The 21409-nt window shown below is 34.0% G+C and carries 15 protein-coding genes; 10 read left to right on the forward strand and 5 right to left on the reverse strand.

Annotated elements, in window-relative coordinates; translation table 11 throughout:
• Positions 1–184 precede the first annotated feature (184 nt).
• The gene (locus ABTV69_RS18755) at positions 185–1789 is read right to left on the reverse strand and encodes a Na+/H+ antiporter (protein ID WP_433831481.1); all 1605 of its coding nucleotides are present in this window, start codon (positions 1787–1789) and stop codon (positions 185–187) included.
• A gap of 177 nt (positions 1790–1966) precedes the next feature.
• On the opposite strand from ABTV69_RS18755, the gene ribB reads away from it, so the two are divergent.
• Both ribB and ABTV69_RS18765 read left to right on the forward strand, forming a co-directional pair.
• Positions 1967–2629: a 3,4-dihydroxy-2-butanone-4-phosphate synthase gene (gene ribB / locus ABTV69_RS18760; protein ID WP_433831483.1), complete on the forward strand. Its 663-nt coding sequence runs from the start codon at positions 1967–1969 to the stop codon at positions 2627–2629.
• Positions 2630–3202, forward strand: a complete 573-nt coding sequence (locus tag ABTV69_RS18765; protein WP_433831485.1) for a Crp/Fnr family transcriptional regulator — start codon at positions 2630–2632, stop codon at positions 3200–3202.
• Between the two features lie 232 nt (positions 3203–3434).
• On the opposite strand, the gene ABTV69_RS18770 is transcribed toward ABTV69_RS18765, so the two are convergent.
• Both ABTV69_RS18770 and ABTV69_RS18775 read right to left on the reverse strand, forming a co-directional pair.
• On the reverse strand, positions 3435–5129 hold the full coding sequence (locus tag ABTV69_RS18770) for a ribonucleoside-diphosphate reductase subunit alpha (protein WP_433831487.1): 1695 nt from the start codon (positions 5127–5129) through the stop codon (positions 3435–3437).
• 17 nt (positions 5130–5146) lie between these two features.
• Positions 5147–6121 carry a ribonucleotide-diphosphate reductase subunit beta gene (locus ABTV69_RS18775; RefSeq protein ID WP_433831489.1) on the reverse strand — a complete coding sequence of 325 codons (975 nt, stop codon included), beginning with the start codon at positions 6119–6121 and terminating at the stop codon, positions 5147–5149.
• 704 nt (positions 6122–6825) lie between these two features.
• Here ABTV69_RS18775 and ABTV69_RS18780 point away from each other — a divergent pair.
• The 7 genes from ABTV69_RS18780 to ABTV69_RS18810 all read left to right on the forward strand — a co-directional run bounded on the left by ABTV69_RS18780 (position 6826) and on the right by ABTV69_RS18810 (position 18421).
• Positions 6826–8544, forward strand: a complete 1719-nt coding sequence (locus tag ABTV69_RS18780; RefSeq protein WP_433831491.1) for a tetratricopeptide repeat protein — start codon at positions 6826–6828, stop codon at positions 8542–8544.
• Positions 8545–8773: 229 nt separating this feature from the next.
• Positions 8774–10264, forward strand: coding sequence for an ankyrin repeat domain-containing protein (locus ABTV69_RS18785; RefSeq protein ID WP_433831493.1), 1491 nt, complete (start codon positions 8774–8776; stop codon positions 10262–10264).
• A 100-nt stretch (positions 10265–10364) separates the two neighbouring features.
• Entirely contained in the window at positions 10365–10847 is a 483-nt protein-coding gene (locus ABTV69_RS18790; RefSeq protein ID WP_433831495.1) for a DUF2271 domain-containing protein, read from the forward strand.
• A 27-nt stretch (positions 10848–10874) separates the two neighbouring features.
• Positions 10875–13058 (forward strand): PepSY domain-containing protein, encoded by a 2184-nt coding sequence (locus ABTV69_RS18795; protein WP_433831497.1) that lies wholly within the window; start codon positions 10875–10877, stop codon positions 13056–13058.
• Between the two features lie 97 nt (positions 13059–13155).
• Positions 13156–14148, forward strand: coding sequence for an FAD:protein FMN transferase (locus ABTV69_RS18800; protein WP_433831499.1), 993 nt, complete (start codon positions 13156–13158; stop codon positions 14146–14148).
• Positions 14149–14655: 507 nt separating this feature from the next.
• The gene (locus ABTV69_RS18805; protein ID WP_433831501.1) at positions 14656–17052 is read left to right on the forward strand and encodes a TonB-dependent receptor; all 2397 of its coding nucleotides are present in this window, start codon (positions 14656–14658) and stop codon (positions 17050–17052) included.
• A 37-nt stretch (positions 17053–17089) separates the two neighbouring features.
• Positions 17090–18421, forward strand: a complete 1332-nt coding sequence (locus ABTV69_RS18810; protein WP_433831503.1) for a hypothetical protein — start codon at positions 17090–17092, stop codon at positions 18419–18421.
• Positions 18422–18530: 109 nt separating this feature from the next.
• Here ABTV69_RS18810 and ABTV69_RS18815 read toward each other — a convergent pair whose 3' ends face one another.
• Entirely contained in the window at positions 18531–19406 is an 876-nt protein-coding gene (locus tag ABTV69_RS18815) for an NAD(P)H-binding protein (protein WP_433831504.1), read from the reverse strand.
• A gap of 81 nt (positions 19407–19487) precedes the next feature.
• Between ABTV69_RS18815 and ABTV69_RS18820 the strand changes: the two genes are divergently transcribed.
• A complete protein-coding gene (locus ABTV69_RS18820; protein ID WP_433831506.1) occupies positions 19488–19853 on the forward strand; it encodes a winged helix-turn-helix transcriptional regulator in 366 nt (121 codons plus the stop codon).
• Between the two features lie 18 nt (positions 19854–19871).
• Here ABTV69_RS18820 and ABTV69_RS18825 read toward each other — a convergent pair whose 3' ends face one another.
• Complete coding sequence (locus tag ABTV69_RS18825; RefSeq protein WP_433831508.1) at positions 19872–21311, reverse strand: serine hydrolase; 1440 nt, start codon at positions 21309–21311, stop codon at positions 19872–19874.
• Positions 21312–21409: the final 98 nt, after the last annotated feature.

The following is a 21409-nucleotide window of genomic DNA, read 5'->3' on the forward strand; positions in this document are numbered from 1 at the left end:
TGATTGTGAAATATTGAATGAGAAATATTGAATGAGAAATATTGAATGAGAAATGTTGATTGCGAAATGTTGATTGCGAAATGTGAAAAAAACTTTGTCAAAGTTTTAAACTTTGATAAAGCTTGATATCGTCCCTGCTTTACAATTCACATTTCTCATTCAACATTTCTCATTTCACAATTAACTAGTTTTCCTCGTACATTTCCATCCACAAACGCGTTTCTTCCAAGTCTAATTCTTTTTCTATTTTACGGAAGATTTCTTCGTTTACAGAACCCAATTTATGCATCGATTCTAATTTGGCTCTTTCTACATTCAATAAATCGATTTGAATTTTTGTAAAATCATTAAAAATTTCGCCACCCAAAAGTTTTCCATTTCCGAAGAAATTGGCAGGAAGTTCCGTCTTTTGCAGACGATTGAATTTTACTTCATATTTGCTTTTTATGTTATGAAGCAATTCATCATTCAATAAAGAGAAATTATCTTCGATATGCGCGATTGTTTCCGAAACAATTACATTTCTAATATTATATTCCTCTGCTAATATCGAATAACGCTCAATTTTCAGCTTCTTAATAAGCCAAGGAAGAGTCAAACCTTGGATAACCAAAGTAGAAAGAATCACGCAGAAAACTAAATAGATGATCAAATTCCGAAGCGGAAAATCTTCTGTTTTATTCAACATTAGCGGAAGCGCCAAAGCTGCTGCCATAGAAACCACACCACGCATTCCAGACCATCCAAAAATGATCATATTTCGATAATCAAAATCTTCTTTTTCACGAATCTTCTTGCTGATTATTCTCGGAAGCATTGTAGCCGGAATAACCCATAAAAAACGAACTAGAATAACTACAACACTTATAACAGCTCCCCAAATAACTAACGTATTACCAGAATAATTACTGATTCCTGCAATAATTTGTCTTAATTGAAGTCCGATTAAAATAAAAATCAAACCGTTAAGAATATTATTTAAAACATCCCAAATGGTATTGGTCATAATTCGGCTTTCATGAGAAAAAATCGTTCCTGACCTCGCTGCCAAAAAAAGCCCTGTTGTTACTACAGCCAAAACTCCCGAACCTTCAAAATGTTCCGCAAGCAAATAAGAAGCAAATGGCGTTAATAAAGTAAGCGTTACTTCAATAATATCATCACAGACAAATCTTTTATGGATGTAGTACATAATATAACCCACAGCCAAACCAATTGCGATACCCAAAACCGACATTAAAACAAAATTTAATCCCGCTTGCCACAAAACGAAATTTCCAGCTGTAATCGCCGTAAGCGCATATTTGTATGCCACAAGACCACTTGCGTCGTTTACTAAACTTTCTCCTTCTAGAATAGCAATTAAACGCGGATTAAGCCCTAAACCTTTTGTAATGGCTGTCGCAGAAACTGCATCAGGAGGAGAAACAATAGCGCCAAGCAAAAAAGCTAACGGCCAAGACATATCATCTATCAGCCAATGTGCAAAAACAGCAACTAATCCTGTGGTAAAAAAAACCAATCCAACAGCAGCAAAAGTGATCGGACGTATAGACTGTTTAAAATCAGACCAGCTGGTATGCCATGCCGCATGATATAAAAGTGGCGGCAGAAAGATAACAAATACGATTTCTGGACTCAAAGCTATTACAGGAAGCCCAGGAACAATACTAATGACAACACCGCATAAAACCAAAACAATTGGAATCGGGAAATTATATCTTTTACTCACAAGACTAAGAAAAGCAACGCCAAAAAGCAGCATTATAATAACGGTAATATTCTCCATTTGAGGTGGTATTTTATAAAGTTTTGGGTTATGTAATTTGGCCACTAAATTAAGATTTTATGACAACTAAATTAGATTAACATTAAAAAAATAGAATATCAATTTATTGACTTACATCAAACTTTTTGGTTTCAAACAAGTCTAGATTTGCTTTTTATTATTTCTAAAAAAGGTTTTATGATAAGTACAGAATTAAATCCGTTGGTGCAATTTGGGGTTTCGAGTAAAGAACGTGTTGAAAATGCTTTGGAACAGCTTAAAATCGGAAAAGGTGTTCTCGTGACGGATGATGAAAACCGCGAAAACGAGGGAGATCTTATCTTTTCTGCTCATCATATGAATGTTCAAGATATGGCATTGATGATTCGCGAATGCAGCGGCATTGTCTGTCTTTGTCTAACAAATGAAAAAGCTGACGAACTAGAACTTCCATATATGGTAAAAGAAAATACAAGCAGTTTTCAAACTCCTTTTACGATTACTATAGAAGCTAAAAACGGAGTTACAACTGGCGTTTCTGCCAAAGATCGAATTACTACTATAAAAACAGCAATTGCTTCAAATGCAAAATCACAAGATTTAGCAAAACCAGGACATATTTTTCCGCTTAGAGCGAATGACAAAGGTGTTTTAGGAAGAAATGGCCATACTGAAGGCAGTGTAGATTTAATGAAATTAGCGGGTTTACAACCCGAAGCTATTCTTTGCGAATTAATGAACGAAGACGGAAGTATGGCTAAACTAGACAAAATTGTTAGCTTTGCACAAGAACACGATTTGATAGTTTTATCTATTGAAGATATTTTGTATTACCGCAAATTCGTTAGAGATTATAATTAAATGATATACGAACAGCTTGGCAATTCCATACGAAAAAGCATTGACGTTTCTGATGAAGATTTAGAGACCATTCTTTCCTATTTTAAACTTGTAAAAAAAGGAAAAAATGAGATTTTGTTAGCACAAGGACAAATTAGTCAAGAAACTTTCTTTGTGGCAAAAGGTTGCTTAAGAATCTTTTTTATTAATGAAGAAGGAAAAGATGCCACTCGATACATTGCTTTTGAAAATCAGTTTGCAACGGCTTTAGTTAGTTTTATTACGAAAATGCCAGCTTTAGAAAGCATTCAAGTGGTTGAGAAATCGGAATTACTGGCTATCTCTCATGAAGATTTTAACCATTTGATGAAAATTATTCCAAAATGGCGTGAGTTTTACAGCAGTTATTTGGAGAAAGCGTATGTCAATAATGCCAATCGTTTAATGTCTTTTACCACTATGGATGCTTTGGAACGATATAATCAGCTTTTGAAGATAAATCCTGCGATAGTGAAAAGGCTGCCGAATAAAATTGTGGCTTCTTATATTAATGTTTCTCAGGAGACGTTGAGTCGATTGAAGTCTAAGGTTTAGTTTTTTATTGATTGAGGAGTTACTTGTGGAGATTCCTCGTTCCTCGGAATGACAAACTGCATGGAAATAAATTGCGGAATTTCTAGTGAGATTCCTCGTTCCTCGGAATGACAAACTGCATGGAAATACATTAAATAAAAATCTGTTTAAATCTGCCAAATCTGCGAGAGACATTTCAACGCATTTTAAAATAAAAAAAAGCCAAATCAATTAAGATTTGGCTTTATGATTTTTATGATTCACAACTGCTGCAAGAAACAAGACTTGTTACTAATTCCTTTGAAACACTTTGGCTTCTTTGGTAGTATAAACTTTTTACTCCTTGTTGCCAAGCTTCGATCATTAGGCGGTTTACATCTTTAATTGCCAATTCCGCTGGAATATTAAGATTTAAACTTTGCCCTTGATCAACAAATTTCTGGCGAATTCCTGCTTGCTGTACAATTTCTAACTGACTGATTTCTTTAAATGTTTTGAAAACATCTTTTTCTTCTCTCGTCAATTGTTCCATATGCTGAACACTTCCTCCGTTTAGCATAATTCCTCTCCAAACTTCTTCGTTATCCAAACCTTTTTCTTCCAACAGTTTTTTAAGGTATTTGTTTTTACGCATAAAATTACCTTTGCTTAATCCAGCTTTGTAATAATTACTGCTGAAAGGCTCAATTCCTGGCGAAGTTTGTCCTAAAATTGCTGATGAAGATGTCGTTGGAGCAATTGCCATTGTGGTAGTATTACGTCTTCCGTAACCTTTTAGCAATTCTGGTTCTCCGTAAATTCTAGCCAATTCCTGACTTGCTTTATCGGCTTTATCACTAATATGTTTGAAAATCTCTGTCGTTTTCATTTTAGCTTCCATTCCTTCAAATGGAATCATATTTTTTTGCAAATAAGAATGCCATCCTAAAACTCCTAAACCTAATGCACGGTGTCTTTTAGCAAATTTATTCGCTGCCGAAAGATAATAATTACCCTCCGTTTTTTCGATGAATTCTTGTAAAACAGCATCTAAGAAAAAGATCGCTAATTTAACCGCTTCAGTGTCTTTCCATTCATCATACAATTCCAAGTTCATAGAAGAAAGACAACAAATAAACGATTCATCATGAGTTGACGGAAGCATAATCTCACTGCATAAATTACTTGCATTGATTCTTAGATTCTGATCTTTATATACTTGCGGTTTATTTTTATTTACGTTGTCACTAAAGAAAATATAAGGCAAACCTTTCTGCTGACGGCTTTCTAATACTTTAGCCCAAACTTGTCTTTTTTCTGCATCACCATCAATCATTTCCTGCATCCAGTAATCTGGTACACAGATTCCAGTAAACAAGTTCTGAATTGGGTTTCCAATACTTTTTATTTTCAAAAACTCTTCGATATCTGGGTGATCCACATCCAAATAAGCGGCAAACGCACCACGACGAACTCCACCTTGAGAGATCGTATCCATAGCCGTGTCAAAAAGCTTCATAAAGCTAACCGCTCCACTACTCTTTCCGTTATCAGTTACAGCACTTCCTCTCTCACGCAATTCACCAAAATAACCAGAAGTTCCGCCTCCAATTTTGGTTTGCATAATTACCTCTCCAAGCTTATGCGTAATTCCTTCAATTTTATCTGGAACATGCACATTAAAACAAGAAATTGGCAATCCTCTTTCTGTTCCCATATTGGCCCAAACAGGCGAACTGATACTCATCCAGCCTCTTTCGATCATTTCCATGAAAGATTCTTTCAATTCTGGTTTGTATAACCTTCTCGCTGCAGCAGTACAAATTCTATCGATTGCTCCTTCTACAGTTTCTCCTTTTAAAAGATAACCGCGGTTTAAAATCTGTTCACTTTCAGAGTTTTTCCACCACATTTTACTGTCGGCTTGTGGCTCAAAATTATTTGCTGGGTTTGTGTCTATCGTATTCATATTATTATGGGCTTGTATTAGAAAAGGTCGTTTGCTGTGATACTTTTATCGTGTTTAGTATATTCTACAGGTCGTTTCGCAAAGAAATCATCTAGACTATTTGCAAAAACTTCTTCTTCAAACCAAGTCATTTTTGAATACTCTTCTGGAGAAACATTAAAAATCGTTTCGATATTGATTTGTTTCAAACTTTCATCAATTCTAAATTTCATGAAGTTTACCAAATCTTCTTTGTTTATCGTTTCAACTGGACCGTTTTCAAAAATCCAATCTAAAATATCGGCCTCAACAGTAATAGATTCTCTAACAGTTTCTCTAATTAACTCCAAAGTTTCAGCATCGAAATATTCTGGGAATTCTTCACGGATTTTATTAATGATAAAAATTCCGCCATTGGCATGAATTTGTTCGTCGATTGAAGTCCAAGCAATAATATTGCTCACATTCTTCATATATCCTTTAAATCTTGTAAACGATAATAAAATGGCAAATTGGCTGAAAAGAGAAACGTTTTCAATCAAAATACTGAACAAAATCAGCGAAACCATGTATTTTCTGTTGTCCTGAGATTTTGTGTCTTTCAATACATTCGAAAGATAATCTACACGTCTGCGAATTACAGGAACATCCAACAATCTTTCAAATTCATCATTATATCCTAAAACTTCCAATAAACGAGAATACGCCTCAGAATGTCTAAATTCACATTCAGCAAAAGTAGTTCCCAATCCGTTGAATTCTGGTTTTGGAAAATGCTCGTATATATTACCCCAAAAACTTTTTACAGCTACCTCAATCTGTGCAATTGCCAATAAACTGTTTTTGATTGCCGTTTTTTCTGCCAAATCCAAATGCGCATGAAAGTCTTGCGTATCGGCAGTAAAATCTACTTCAGTGTGTACCCAATAAGCTTTATTAATAGCTTCGGTAAATTGCAGAACCTCTGGATATTCAAAAGGTTTATAATTGATTCTTTTATCAAAAATTGACATATATATAGAGTTTTAAGTGACTATTTTGAAATAGAAATCCGAGCGCTTATTTTGGGGGAGGTATTAGCGTGATTTCTATACTTACAAATTTAACCCACAGTTATTCTTTTGTCTAGTTTTAGATGTTAAAAATCTGTCCAATTATCAACAGTTTTAAAACTTCAAAAAATCAGGATTTAGCAAATTTTATCAACATGAAAATAATGTTCTGTAATTGACAATGAACTAGCAGTTTCACTAAAATTAATATCAAGTTATCAACATGAAAAAGGCTGCATTTTTGGGTCAGAAACGAAAACAGTTATCAACAGTCACTTTTTGAAAATGGAAATTTGAAGAATAATTTCAATTGAAAAAAACGTCAGTTATTAATAATTATTCTAAATAATATATTTAAGAAAAAAGCTATCTTAAAAAAGATAAACAACTACACATCAACATTTTGCAAACAACAAGTAAGACCCCAAAATAAATCACTGCCTTTTAAAAACCTATTCTTCGAATAAAAAACATGCTGAAAAATCTTTATTTTGAAAAAACAGACTCGTTCGGCATAAAAAAGAAAAATAAGACAAAAATCTATTTGAATCCGTTTTAAAAATCAATTTCAAATCTTTCAAACCACTCTTATTCTTTTATCATTTTCAGAAAAAATATTTTTTACTATTTTTACTACACCAAATACATTCGCCAAACACAAATTAATGTCCGCCAAAAAAATATACTGCATCGGTTTATTCTTCTTCGCATTTTTTATAAATGCACAAAAACTGAAAATTAATGCCTCAAATAATAATATTAAGGACATCGAATTTATACTTCGACAAGAAAAAACTTTTGGCAATGATACTTTAGCATTAAAAAATTATCTAGAACCTCTAAGAAAAGTACCAAAATATCAAATTGTATACGAAGGCTTGCTGGCAAATGGTTACAGCAACTTTTACAATTCTATAAATAAAACCAGCGACCATTATTATCTACAATCTATTAAAAAAGCCAAAGCGTCAAAAAATCTTTCGTTAGAAATCTGGTCGCAGTTCAATTACATTAGTTATTTGTACTATTATCGCAATTTAGTCGATTTAACGCCGCTTTTATTAGAGGTAATTGACAAAACCAAAGAACTGCCTACAGAAAAAATTATTCTTGCAGACGAAACATTCAAAAAAATAGGATGGATACTGCAAACTTTTGGCGATTACAAAACGGCTTTGCATTATCTAAAATTAGCCGAAAATTTATCTGCCAAAAAAACTTCTGAATATGTTAGTATCCTGAATGCTATTGGCGCCACTTATTTATATTTAGCAGACTTTAAACAGGCAGAAAATTATTTAAGAAACACAGCCGCAATTTCATTAGAAATTAATGACAAGGTTCGTTACGCCAAAGCACTTGGCGACTTGGCTTTAATTGCTAAGAAAAAAGGCGATTTTAAAACTGCAATTGATCTTTTGAAAAAGGATATTCAAATTTCTAATGAATATAAAAGTAATCAAAATACAATGTATGCTTCGATCGTTTTGGCTGAAGTATATATTGCAGACAAACAGCTTGAAAACGCAAAAGAAGCATTAAAAAATGCGGAACGCATTGCAATTTCAAAATCGTATTTTAAAAAATCGGAACTCCAGATTATTAAACTGAAATTGGAGATTTTAAAACTCCAAAATTCGACAGAAAACGAATTGGTTTTAAGAAGAAGAATGCTTGTTTTGGAAGAATCACTGCAAAATGAAGACGGCGATCTTGCTATAGACAAGGCCAATTGGATTATTGAAAAAACAAAATTCCAGAAAAAGATTGCTACTGCAAAAAAGGAAATCAATTATGAGTCTACGCTAAAGAACTTGTACATTATTATATTTACAATGCTTTCTTGTGTTGCCTTGTTAGTATTTTTATTTTTTAGAAAACAATATAAAAACCGTCAGCTTCAATACGAAGAAGAAGTGGCTGCTTTGGAACATAAGAAAGTTAAAGCCGAGCAAAAACTATCAGAAGTTAGAGAAGATTTAAACGCCCAAGTTCAGTATTTAAAAGAAAAAAACACGCAGATAAAAAATCTGAAAACGGCAATCGAAAACATCAAAAAATCATCTTCTTATTATTTAGAAAAAGAAAATGGCAAATTGAATGCTTTGTTAGAATCTCATCTAATGACTGATAGCAACTGGAATGCTTTTAAAAAACAATTTCAAAAAGAGTATCCGGATTTTTATAACCTCGTGCAAGAAGATTTTCCAGAAATTACCGATTCTAATAAGCGAATTTTACTATTGCAAAAACTGAATTTCAGCAATAATGAAATCGCTGAATTGCTTGGTATTACCAACGAAGCCGTTAAAAAATCGAAACAACGATTGAAGAAAAAACTCGGAGATAAATATCAAACCCTTTTCGAGCACATTGGAAATTGACACTTCTCTAAAAACAAATAAAATTAAAAGAAAATTAAAATTTGCTTAAGCAATCCTTAATTTTTGAACAAACTACACTCAAAATGCCTTTTTACAGCAAATAATTCTTGGTTTAAGAATATTAATTTTTACATTTGTCTTTATTTTTATTTATTCTAAATAGAATAAAAAACATTCCCGAAAAAATAAATTAATCTTGTACAATTCAATAACCATAAATTATCAAAATATGAAAAAGAACCTTTTTGTTTCTTTTGCATTTGCTGCTACTTTATTTGTAAATGCGCAGCAAAAAAATGCGTTGCTAGATGCTGCTTTTTGGAAAACTTCTCCAACTGTTGAAACGGTTCAGGCAGAAATTGCGAAAGGAAATAATCCAGCTGAAGCCAATGCAAACGCATTTGACGTTACTACATTAGCTATTAATAATGATGCGCCTTTTGCCACAATCAAATTTTTAGTAGAACAGCCAGGAAATTCAATTACAAAATTAACTCACGATAATCGTATCTACTTGCACTGGGCTGCTTATAGGGGAAATACCGAATTGGTTCAATATTTAATTGCTAAAGGTTCTGATGTGAATTTTGAAGACAGCCACGGAACTGCACCTGCTGATTTCGCTGCTTCAAACGGTCAATCAGCTCCAGCGATGTACGATGCGTTCTTCAAAGCTGGACTTAATCCGACAAAAAAATATGCGAATGGAGCCAATCTTTTACTTTTGGCGATTGCATCTGATAAAGACTTAAAAGCAGCTGACTATTTTTCTACTAAAGGAATGTCTTTAAAAGATGTAGATAATGACGGAAATACCGCTTTTTCTTATGCAGCAAGATCTGGAAATATTGCTCTTTTGAAAAAACTTTTAGAAAAAGGAATTAAACCAACTAGCGATGCACTTTTATTTGCGGCTCAAGGAAGCCGTAGAGAAACGAATACTTTAGAAACTTATAAATATTTGGTTGAAGAAGTAAAAATTAAAGCGACGGCTCAAAACAAAGCAGGACAAAATGTATTTCACTTTTTGGCTAATAAACCAAATCAGACAGAAATCATTAAATATTTCCTAGGAAAAGGTGTTGATGTAAACAAAGCCGATAAAGAAGGAAATACGCCAGTTATGATAGCAGCTGGAGCTAGAGAAACAGCTGTTTTAGAATTGTTTCTTCCTTCTGTAAAAAACATAAATGCTCAAAATTTAAAAGGCGAATCTGCTTTGACTTTTGCTGTTAGAAACGGATCTCCAGATGCTGTAAATTTACTTTTAGCTAAAGGAGCAGATGTAAACGTAAAAGATAAAGACGGTAACAACTTAGGTGTTTATCTTGTACAATCTTATCGTCCTGCAGGTAGAGAAAAGGCTGCAACAGATCCTTTTGATGCTAAAGCAAAATTACTTCAAGACAAAGGATTAAACCTTGCAGCTCCTCAAAAAGACGGGAACACTTTGTATCATTTAGCAATTACTAAAAATGATGTTTCACTACTTAAAAAAATCACTGATTTAAAAGTGGACATCAACGCTAAAAACAAAGATGGTTTAACTGCTTTGCACAGAGCGGCGATGACTTCTAAAGATGATGCTATTTTAAAATATTTAGTTTCTGCTGGAGCTAAAAAAGACATCAGCACAGAGTTTGACGAAACGGCTTACGCCTTGGCGAAAGAGAATGAGCTTCTAACTAAAAACAACGTTTCTGTTGAATTCTTAAAATAAACAATTAATTAATAATCAATATTTGAAATTCCAAATTCCAAACTTTACATTTGGGATTTGGGATTTCACATTACAAATCCACACAAATACATAATTTCAAATGAAATCAATATTAAAAATTGCTCTTACAAGTGCTTTTATTTTTTTATTTTCTTTCCAATCTCAGGCGCAATCAAGCAAATACAAGATTATGCTGCAAATGAATAACTATATGGGAGAAGGTGCCTATATCGTTGTTTCTCTTGTTAATTCGGCTAACGAGTACGAAAAAACGCTTTACGTAATGGGCGATGACAAAAAATGGTACAAATCTTTAAAGGAATGGAATAAATTTCATACTGCAAAATCAGATGATATTAGCGCAAAAACAGGTGCTTCTGTAACGGGCGGAGATCGTAGTGTTACTACAATCGAAATTGAAAATTCTAAAATTAATAAAGGCTACAAATTACGTTTTGAATCTGCTGTAGAAGATCAGAAATATTATGTAAGCGATCTTGAAGTGCCGCTTACCACTGAAGGTCTTGCTGCAAAAACAGATGGTAAAGGCTACATCAAATACGTAAGATTAAGCAAAATATAATCCGATTACATTTCTAGAATACATTCAATGACTCTTTCTTTTTGGCGTTACGCACACTTGGCTTTGGCCTTATTTTCTTCTGTTTTTTTGCTTTTGGCTTCGGTAACAGGAATCATTCTGGCCATCGATGCGGTTCAGGAAAAATCACTTCCGTACAAAGCAGAAGATTTTAATACAATAACTTTAGGCGAAACGCTGTCCATTTTAAAGAAAGAGTATGCTGAAATTACAGAATTGAGCGTAGATTACAATCAGTTTGTAACGCTTGAAGCCATTGATGATGATGGAAATGACGTTAAAGCATACATCAATCCAAAAACTGGAAAAGTATTAGGAACTCCTGCAAAGAAAAGCGAATTCATTAACTGGATTACAAGTTTGCATCGTTCGCTGTTTCTTCATGAAGCAGGACGATTTTTTGTGGGTGTCATTTCTTTTTGCTTGCTATTAATATCAATTTCGGGTTTCGTGTTGGTCTTGAAAAGACAACGCGGCATCCGAAATTTCTTTTCTAAAATAATCAAAGAGTACTTTGCACAATATTACCATGTGCTTTTAGGAAGATTGGCTTTAATTCCGATTTTGATTATTTCGCTTACAGGAACTTATTTATCATTAGAGAGATTCAATTTCTTTATGGGTGAAGAAAAAGCAAAACCTGTAAAAACTGAACTTTCAGATAAAGCCAAAACCACTTCCATTTTTAATACCACTTTATTATCTGATGTAAAAAAGATCGAATTTCCTTTTACTGATGATCCAGAAGAATATTACATCATCGAACTGAAAGACAGAGAAGTTGAAGTCAATCAGGCTACGGGGGCTGTAATTTCTGAAAAGCTTTCGCCAATGACCGCTCAATTTGCGGCATTAAGCTTAGATCTACATACAGGAAGAATTAACGTAATCTGGGCAGTAATTTTAGGAATTGCCTGCATCAATATTTTGTTCTTTATTTATTCTGGTTTTGCCATTACTTTAAAAAGAAGATCAAGCCGAATCAAGAATAAGTTTAAAGCCAGCGAAAGCACTTTTATTCTTTTGGTTGGTTCTGAAAACGGAAGCACGTTCCGATTTGCCAATTCAATTCAAAAACAATTAATCAATCACGGACAAAAAGTTTTTGTTAGCGAATTGAATAAATATGCTACTTATCCGAAAGCAGAGCATATTATTGTTTTTACGTCAACTCACGGTTTAGGAGACGCGCCTTCTAACGGAACACAATTGAAAACTTTAGTAGAAAAACAAAATCAAGATCACAACATTCATTTTTCAGTGGTTGGTTTTGGTTCTAAATCATATCCAGATTTTTGCCAATTTGCTATTGAAATTGATCAGCTTCTTGGAAAGCAAAAATGGGCAGATCGTTATTTGGATTTACAGACTGTAAATGATAAATCGGCTGTTGAGTTTGTGGAATGGGTAAAATTATGGAGCGAGAAAACAGGAATTCCTTTAGCTACAACTCCATCATTATACAATCATGTTCCGAAAGGTCTGCAAAAATTAATGGTTTTGGATAAAACGCCAATTTCTGAAACTGAACATACTTTTATTCTGACTTTAAGAGCTAGTTCAAGAGCAAAATTTAGTTCAGGTGACTTATTAGCCATTTATCCTGCAAACGATTCTAGAGAACGCCTCTACTCGATCGGAAATCATTCTGGAAATATTCAATTAGTTGTAAAACTTCATCCAAACGGATTGGGTTCTGGTTTTTTGAATGCTTTAGAACCTGGAAATGTTATAAAAGCTCAGATTGTAAAAAATCCTGCTTTCCATCTTCCGAAAAAAGCGCAAAAAGTGGCTTTTATTTCTAACGGGACGGGAATTGCTCCTTTCTTAGGAATGATCGAACAAAACAAAGCAAAACAGGAACTTCATCTTTATAGTGGCTTTAGAATGGAAACGCCAACTTTAATGGCTTATAAAAAGTTTGCAGCTATAATGATGCAAAAAGAATATCTGGATAATTTTCATGTCGCTTTATCGCGTGAAGCAGAACATATTTATGTGATGGACTTAATAAAAAGAGATTCTTCTTTCTTTACGAATTTATTGAAAAAAGATGGTGTCATTATGATTTGCGGTTCGCTTGCGATGCAGAAAGATGTTGAAGCAATTTTAAGCGAATTATGCCTATCAAAAGGATTAAAAACACTTGAAGAATATAAAGCCAACAAACAATTTTTAACGGACTGCTATTAATTATTTTAGATTGTTGATTTTAGATTGTTGATTTTAGATTTTAGATTGCTGATTGTTGACATTTTATTTTCGACTTTTGACTTTAAACTAGACTTTTATGCATAAATTATTCACCTATAAAATTTCATTCCTTTTTGCAATTACTTGCTGTTTATCAATGCATTCGCAAGTATTACGAAAAAGAACGACTTTGCTTATGGGCGGACGTTTTGATATTAGTATTGTTGATAAAGATTCGCTTTCGGCAGAACAAAACATTGATATTGTAATTGGTGAAATTACTCGAATTGAGAACTTAATCTCCGATTGGAAACCCACTTCTCAGGTTTCTGAAGTCAATCAAAATGCAGGAATAAAACCCATAAAAGTAGATCGAGAAGTTTTTGAACTGGCACAAAGAGCGATTAAACTTTCTGAAATTACCAATGGCGCATTCGACGTTAGTTTTGCCGCTTTAGACCGAGTGTGGAAATTTGACGGTTCGCTGAAAGAAATGCCTTCGGCGGAAGCCATAAAAAAATCGGTCGAGAAAGTTGGGTATAAAAACATTATTTTAGACAGCGCAGCATCGACTATTTTCTTGAAATTAAAAGGGATGAAAATTGGTTTTGGCGCTCTAGGCGAAGGTTATGCAACCGATAAATGCCGCTCCATGATGATTGCAAAAGGTGCTCAAGCCGGAATTATAAATGGTTCTGGAGATATGAGCACTTGGGGAAAACAACCCAACGGAAAAGATTGGAAAATCGGAATTACGAATCCGTTTATGCCTGAAAAGATTTTGGCCGCTGTTCCACTAAAAGAAGGCGCTGTAACAACTTCTGGCAGCTATGAAAAGTTCGTTGTTTTTAACGGAAAACGTTATTCGCATATTATAAATCCTGCAACTGGTTATCCTGCAACCGGTTTATGCAGCGTAACCGTTTTTGGTCCGAACGCCGAAACCGCCAATGGATTAAGCACTTCGATGATGGTTTTAGGCCAAAAAGAAGGTTTGCTTTTACTTCAAAAATTCCCTGATTACAGTTGTGTCATGATTACAGATAAAGGGAAAGTGGTTAAGTCTAAAAACTTTTCCTATAAATTGTAAATTATTAATGGTGAATGGTTAATTGTGCCATTCTTTGTTTTTCTGAACGAAGTTATAGATTCTTTTTTTAATCTCGCAGAGTCGCTAAGGCACGGAGTTTAAGTTTTCCCAAAAATATTTTCACACAAACTTGTCATTTCGACGAAGGAGAAATCTCCGCGAGAAACTCTACAAAGATTGGCTTATTATTGCGGAGCTACTTGCGGAGATTTCTCCTTCGTCGAAATGACAAACTTTGCGACAAAAAACTTAAAATAAAACTTTGCGACCTTGCGCCTTTGCGAGATTATTTCATTTCCATTAGAAAAAAATACTTTGCGCACATTTTTCGACTTCACTCAAAAAGACAAGTAGAGCAAATTTCACCTTTTACATTTTACAACCAACAGTTAACATTAAAACAACATTAGAACCCACCTAGCAATTCTAATAATCTTCTAATTGTTTTATTTAGATTAAATTTAAATTATCGTATAAGTTTGCAGCACTTTTACACGCAGACTCAATATGAGAACAACTTTACTACTCTTTTTATTTACCATTTCAGCTTGGTCACAAACCGGTAAAATTACAGGAAAAGTATATTTTACTAATAACGAAACCGCTTTTGGAGCTTCGGTTCAAATTGCTGGAACAAAGAAATTTGTCGTTGTTGATAATGACGGTCAATTTGAAATAAAAGGTTTGGCTTACGGAAGCTACAACTTAGAAATTTCTTCTATGGAAGCGAAACCGAAAACAGTAAATATTTCGGTTAACCGTCCGTTGCACGAGATCAATATTTCGTTAGAAAAACTAACAGATCCGAAGGCGCTTAAAGAAGTAAAAATTGAGAAAAAAACTTTCAAAAAAGAAATTATAGAAAAAGGCTTTGCGGTTAATATTATCGAAACGCAAGAAGCCGCAAAAAGAAACTTGCAAACCAACGATTTATTGGATCGCTCAGGCGGTGTTAGAATCAGACAAAATGGAGGTTTGGGTTCTGCTGTTACTTACAATATTAACGGAATGTCTGGAAATGCGATTCGAATTTTTATCGATGGTGTTCCAATTCAAACTTATGGAGCCTCGTTTAGCTTAAATAGTATTCCGCCTGCTTTAATTGAAAGAATTGAAGTTTTTAAAGGTGTTGTTCCTGCTTATTTGGCAGATGATTCTCTTGGCGGTGCTATTAATGTAGTTTTGAAAAAAGGTGCTAAAAATAGCTTAAATGCTTCTGTTTCTTATGGTTCTTTCAATACTGTCCAATCTAATGTAAATGCTTCTTTTAGAGACAAAAACGGATTTACTGTAAAAGCAAACGCCTTTCAAAACTACTCAGACAATGATTATGAAGTTTGGGGAAAATGGGTTTACAACATAGCGCCAAACGGACGTTACGAATATATTCGCGCCAAACGATTTGAAAGCATGTATCGTTCTTTTGGAGGAAGATTAGAAGCTGGTTATACTAATGTAGATTGGGCAGATAATCTTCTTATTAGCTACAATGGATCTCAAGATTACAATCAGATTCAGCATGGGCAATATATGACTAAACCTTATAAAGGTCGTTTTAGCGAGTCTGCCGCAAATGTTTTTAGTCTGAATTACAGCAAAAGAAACTTCCTAATTAAGAACCTTGACTTTTCTCTTATCTCTGTTTACAGCCATAGAAATGACGTAATCAACGATACGGTAAAATGGAATTACAATTGGAATGGCGAAAAAGCACTTGGTCTTTATGGTCAGCCTATTTTAACCAATACGGGAGCTCAGCAAGGCGCACCAACCATTAACCACATGAAGTCGGATGTTTTTAATACTCGAGCGGGATTAAGTTATTCGATTACCGAAAATCATAAGATTCTTGTAAATGTCATGACTTATATATTGGATCGAAATGATTATGATGAAATGAAACCAGAAATTACAAGAGATTTTATCATTACGAGAGATTTAGCCAAAACGGTTTCTTCATTTGCTTACGAAATGACTGCTTTTCAATCTCGATTGAGGGCGAATCTTTTCGTTAAAAATTACAACATGAAAAATGAGCAGAGAGATCCTCAAGTTGTAACTGAAAATGGTCAGAATGTGGTAAAAGAAGTGGTTACTTCAAAAAAAACAAATTATACGGGTTACGGAATGGCTACCTCCTATTCTATTCTTCCAAAAGTAATGGTAATGGGGTCGGCTGAAAAAGCAATCAGGCTTCCTTCCGAAAATGAAATTTTTGGTAATCCTGGAGAGAATATCATTAGTAATTCTGGATTAAAACCGGAACAGAGCAATAATTTTAATGCAGGTCTTCGTTTTGGTCCGTACGAAATGAATAATCATAAACTTACGGTTTCTGGAAATGCTTTTTGGAGAAATACCGAGGATAAAATTGTCCGCCAAATTAGTGATCGTGTCAATGAAGCCATTCAAGCTTCTCCATTTGTCAATTTAGGAAAAGCGCAATCTGTAGGTTTTGAAGCTTCTTTCCAATATTCTTATCACAATCGTTTTTTTGCAGGGATGAATCTTTCCAAATTCAATTCGCTATTTAAAGACAAATACGATAAAAACGGAAACGTTCTGCCCAATTACAACAAACAGCTTCCAAATGAGCCTTTCTTTAATTTAAATGCCAATCTTCAGTACAATTTTAGAAATGTAATTCAGAGCAAATCAGAATTGAATCTGTATTACTACTGCGGTTATGTCGCGCCGTTTTATACTTCGTGGTTGGAAACCGATAAAACAACAGCGCAATTTCCTCAAGATTTAGGTTTGAGCTATGTTTTTCCGAACAAGCAATTCACGGTAAGTTTTGATGCCCGAAATGTATTCGACGAACAGGTTTATGACAATTTCGCAGCTCAAAAACCTGGAAGAGCTTTTTATTTAAAACTCAACTATACCTTAAATAAATTTTAATCATTCAATAAATAACTAATTTTTAAATACTATAAAAATGAAAAAAAACACATTTAAATTATTTACATCTAGCTTACTAGTTGGTGCGTTTGCATTTACAACAGCTTGCAGCAGCGACGATAATAAAAGTGCAGAACCCGTAAATCCTGTAACAGACGGCCGTTGGATTACGGTTGCAGGAGCAGTAATGCAGACAGATCCAGGTGATGGAAATGGCGGAACTAAAATTTATGCGATCAGTAAAGAAAATGCGATTGATCCTAATTTTTCTGTAAATGTTTACGATAATGGTACTCCTGTTCAATCTAGCAGAACAGCTCGTTTGCAATCTTCTATAGACGGAACTACACTTTTCAACATTACTTATAATGGCGCAAATGGCGGTGAGTTTATGACGTATAAAGTAAACGGTGGAAACAATTTTACACAGTCTGATGCTAAAGTTAATATCTCTCAATACGCAGGTGTAACACCGAGATGGGTAAAACTTTTTGATGGTGACAAAACAGGTGTTGCTGTAAACGTAGCAACTCCAGTTGTTAACCTAAACGAAGATAAAAGCTATAAAAATACAAGAGGGAAAGCTACTGTATTGTCTTTAGATATGAAGCAAACTTTAATTTCTGCTTACAAACAATACGATATTCCATTAACTGCTGAAGAAGAAGCGCAAGGACATCATATTTTCCGTTTGGATGCGCCAACATTGAACAAAGCAGGAAACAAATTAATTATTGGAACATGGATGCGTAAAACAAATCTAAATGACTTGACAAAAAACGAAAGTTCTTTTACACGTTTAGGTTCAAAATCTGTTATTGTTGATTATCCTTCTTTAGAAAATCCAGTTGTAATTACTTCAAAAGTTGCTTTTGGCGATACTAGCGGTTACAGAAGTTTCAACAGCTTTGTGGCAACTGATGGAAATATTTACCAAGCTACTCAAAGAGACACGCAAAAAGGTTCTTATATTTTAAGAATTAACCAAAACAATCAATACGATGATAATTATGTTTTTAGTTTAGATACAGCTTTAGGCGTAAAAGGAAGTTACATTGATGCTTGGAGATATGCAGGAAACGGAATTGCTTATGCTGTATATACTTTCGAAGGAACTAACCAAGGTTACTTAGCGAGATTGGATTTGAACGCAAGAACGGCTCAAAAAGTAGAAGGAATTGACTATGATGCTGACTTAGATTTTGGACAATATCAAGGTTTTGTTGTTGATGGAAACAGTTTCTATATCGCTGTTACTCCTGTTGGAAAAGACGGTAACATTTATGTAATTGATATTCCTTCTGGAAAAGTTACTAAAGGAGCCAAATTGGTAAACAAACCAGGAAACCACTACATTGGGGTATTCTAAAAAATACGGACTGTGAAAACAGCCTGTGAACAATTCTCATTTTGAGATTTTTTTTTAAAATTGGAACATTCCGCTTCTATTCTTAGTAAGCGGAATGTTTTTTTATTGATTAGAATTTTGAAGCAAATTCTTTAGCAAAATCTTCTAATTTGATTTTACCATCAACTTTGCCATCATGGTTTAAGAAATCGGCAGCAATGGTTTCGTTTCTTAATCCTGTTCCCATTTCGGTATATAAACCAGCCATTTCTTCTGGAACACCAGCTTGCGTCATTCCTCCAAAATATTGTTCGTCTGTAAATTCAATCCACGGAAGTTCTGGTTTATCTATCGCAGTTCCAAATGCTTTTACAATTTCTGCAGGTGTTTTTATATCACTAATAATATATCGAATGTTTTTGCCTTCTTGGGTTTTCTGCAATTCTTCAGCCGCAGCCGTTGCAATATCTTCTGGATGCACTAACGGAATACGATTTGATGCTGGGAAATTAGCTCCCATTATCCCCGCTCCTTTTATCATCGGGATATCGTTGAAGAAGTTAATGTAGAAATATCCTGCTCTTAAAAACGTGATAGAAGTATCTAATTTCTCGTAAATCTTCTCAATATTATGCAAACCTGCAATTGGTCCGTTTCCAGTTGGTAAATCGGCTCCAATACTACTTAGCATTACTACTCTTTTAATGTTGGCTGACTGAATCGCTTTCGCGAAAGCGGTACCAGCATCGGTAGTGTTTTTAATAATATTTACTCCGCCCATGTTTGGAGGTGTCATTGCAAAAAGAGCATCTGCATCTGCAAAAGTTTTAGAAAGAAAATCAGCATCGCTAACTGAACCTATTGCGGCTTTTGCTCCTAAATTCTCAATAGCTTCTTTACGATCTGCATTGCTGCTAATAACCGTTACGTTGTGTCCTGATTGTACTAATTGTGCCGTTAAAGGCTTTCCTATGTTTCCTAATGAACCTGTGATTATAATTTTCATCTTAAAATGTTTTTTTATTTAATAATACAAAGGTATCTTTGTACTTACTTTTATACAAGTACTTACCCTAAAGTATGTATCATGGCAGCAATTAAAGAATCGTCTACTATTCAGGAAAACAAGCAGTATGCATTGGAAAAATGTCCTGTAACTTTTGTTATGGAGAAAATTGGAGGCTACTGGAAACCTATTATTTTATATCATTTATCGACTGGAGATAAACGTTACAGCGAATTGAAAAGAGCAATTCCGGCTGTAACAGAAAAAATGCTTATTCAGCATCTAAAACAACTTGAAGCAGACGGATTGGTTATTCGAGAAGCAAAACCCGTTGTACCGCCATTTGTAACCTATAGATTAAGCAATGCAGGAACGGGTTTGATGCCTGTGATTGATGCCATGGCTTCATGGGCTTTTAAAATGAAAGATGGTGTCTATAACATTTAATAAACACCGCCTTTATGCCTAATTATTGTCCTTTATCTTCTTGATTTTATCTATCATTTTTTCGGCATTCCCGTTTGTTCCACCAAATTGTATTGCTTTTTCGTAACTGTTTAATGCTAAATCGTATTGTTTATTTGTGTAATAGGCTTCCCCTAAACTATCAAATAGATTGGCATTTGTAGAAAATTCTTTTGCTGCCAATTTAAATATTTCTATTGACTCAATATTTTTGCCAGCCCTTAATAGTTCATATCCTAATGTATTCAGTTCACTTGGATTCTCAAAGCTGTACTCTTTCTCAGAACTTTTTTTGAGTAAATAGTATGTTTCAATACCTTTATTTACATCATTAAGCGCTTCTTTTCTTATCGCTCGATAAATAGATTTTTTCGGGATTTCGTATTCTTTTCCTAACATTAAGTTGTGAATAATATGCCCTAGATCCCAAACTCTATTTAGATTATTAGACAATAGAATTATCGTGATCTTATTTTTAAAATCGTTTAAAAAAATGGATTCAAATTTATACGATACTCCATTGTGTCTCTGCAGTTCATCTTTTTCAAAGTATCTGCCAAGTGATCCGCCTTCGTCAATTGCATATGGATTTTGCAGCAGCGTATAGAAGGACTCTTTTGATATTAAACGATTATTATTCATCGCCTTAATCCATTTATAGAGATCATTTATATCTACCCAAAGCCATCCGCTAATAAATTCCAATTCTGGGCATTTCAAATTATCAAAATCATAACAAGACGTTCGATTCTTGTAGCCAAATTTTGGCTCAAATACCGAATTTGTCATTTCCAATGGTTTAATTATATTTTTAGTAACAAATTCCTCATATGGCATTCCAGATACCTTTTCAATAATCCTTCTTTGCAAAAAAACATTACTATTGTCATACCTATAAGCAGTTCCAGGTTCAAACAACAAGCTATCGCCGTTTTTTAAGATTTTCCAAGCTTCCTCATCATTTTTAGGCACAAGTGGGTCAATTCTAGGAATGCCGCTAGCATAATTGATAAGATGTCTTATCGTAATTTTTTCTGACCATTTGGGCAATCCTAAATTAAATTTGGATATTTTGTCATCCAGATTAAGAAGGCCTCGTTCAGCCAAAATCATTATTGAAACCGCATTAAATTCCTTTGCAATAGAGCCAATGTTAAATATTGAATTATTGCTTAAAGCAGTTTGTTTCGTTTCATCGGTAAAACCAAATGATTTTTGGTAGATGATTTTATCATTTTTAGCGATTAGGACATTTCCATTAAATAAACCCCTTTCATAGCACGTTGCCATTAAAGAATCAATTTGATTGATATTATTAGCTAATTCCTGTTTAGTCGAATTTTGATGTATTTTCTCTGCTTCTTTTAAATTATTTAATTTTTGGGCAGAAAGCGCATTTGTAAATAAAATTACTGCTACTAATAAAAATTTGATCTTCATTTTTAATTAATTTTTCGGAGATAGAATTTGATTGATTGTCTAAAACTTGCTGCAAATATGCTTTAAAACGTCTCAATAAACGACCGACTAAAAAAAGT

Origin of the sequence: Flavobacterium anhuiense (assembly GCF_050990855.1) — a bacterium.
Lineage (GTDB): Bacteria > Bacteroidota > Bacteroidia > Flavobacteriales > Flavobacteriaceae > Flavobacterium > Flavobacterium anhuiense_C.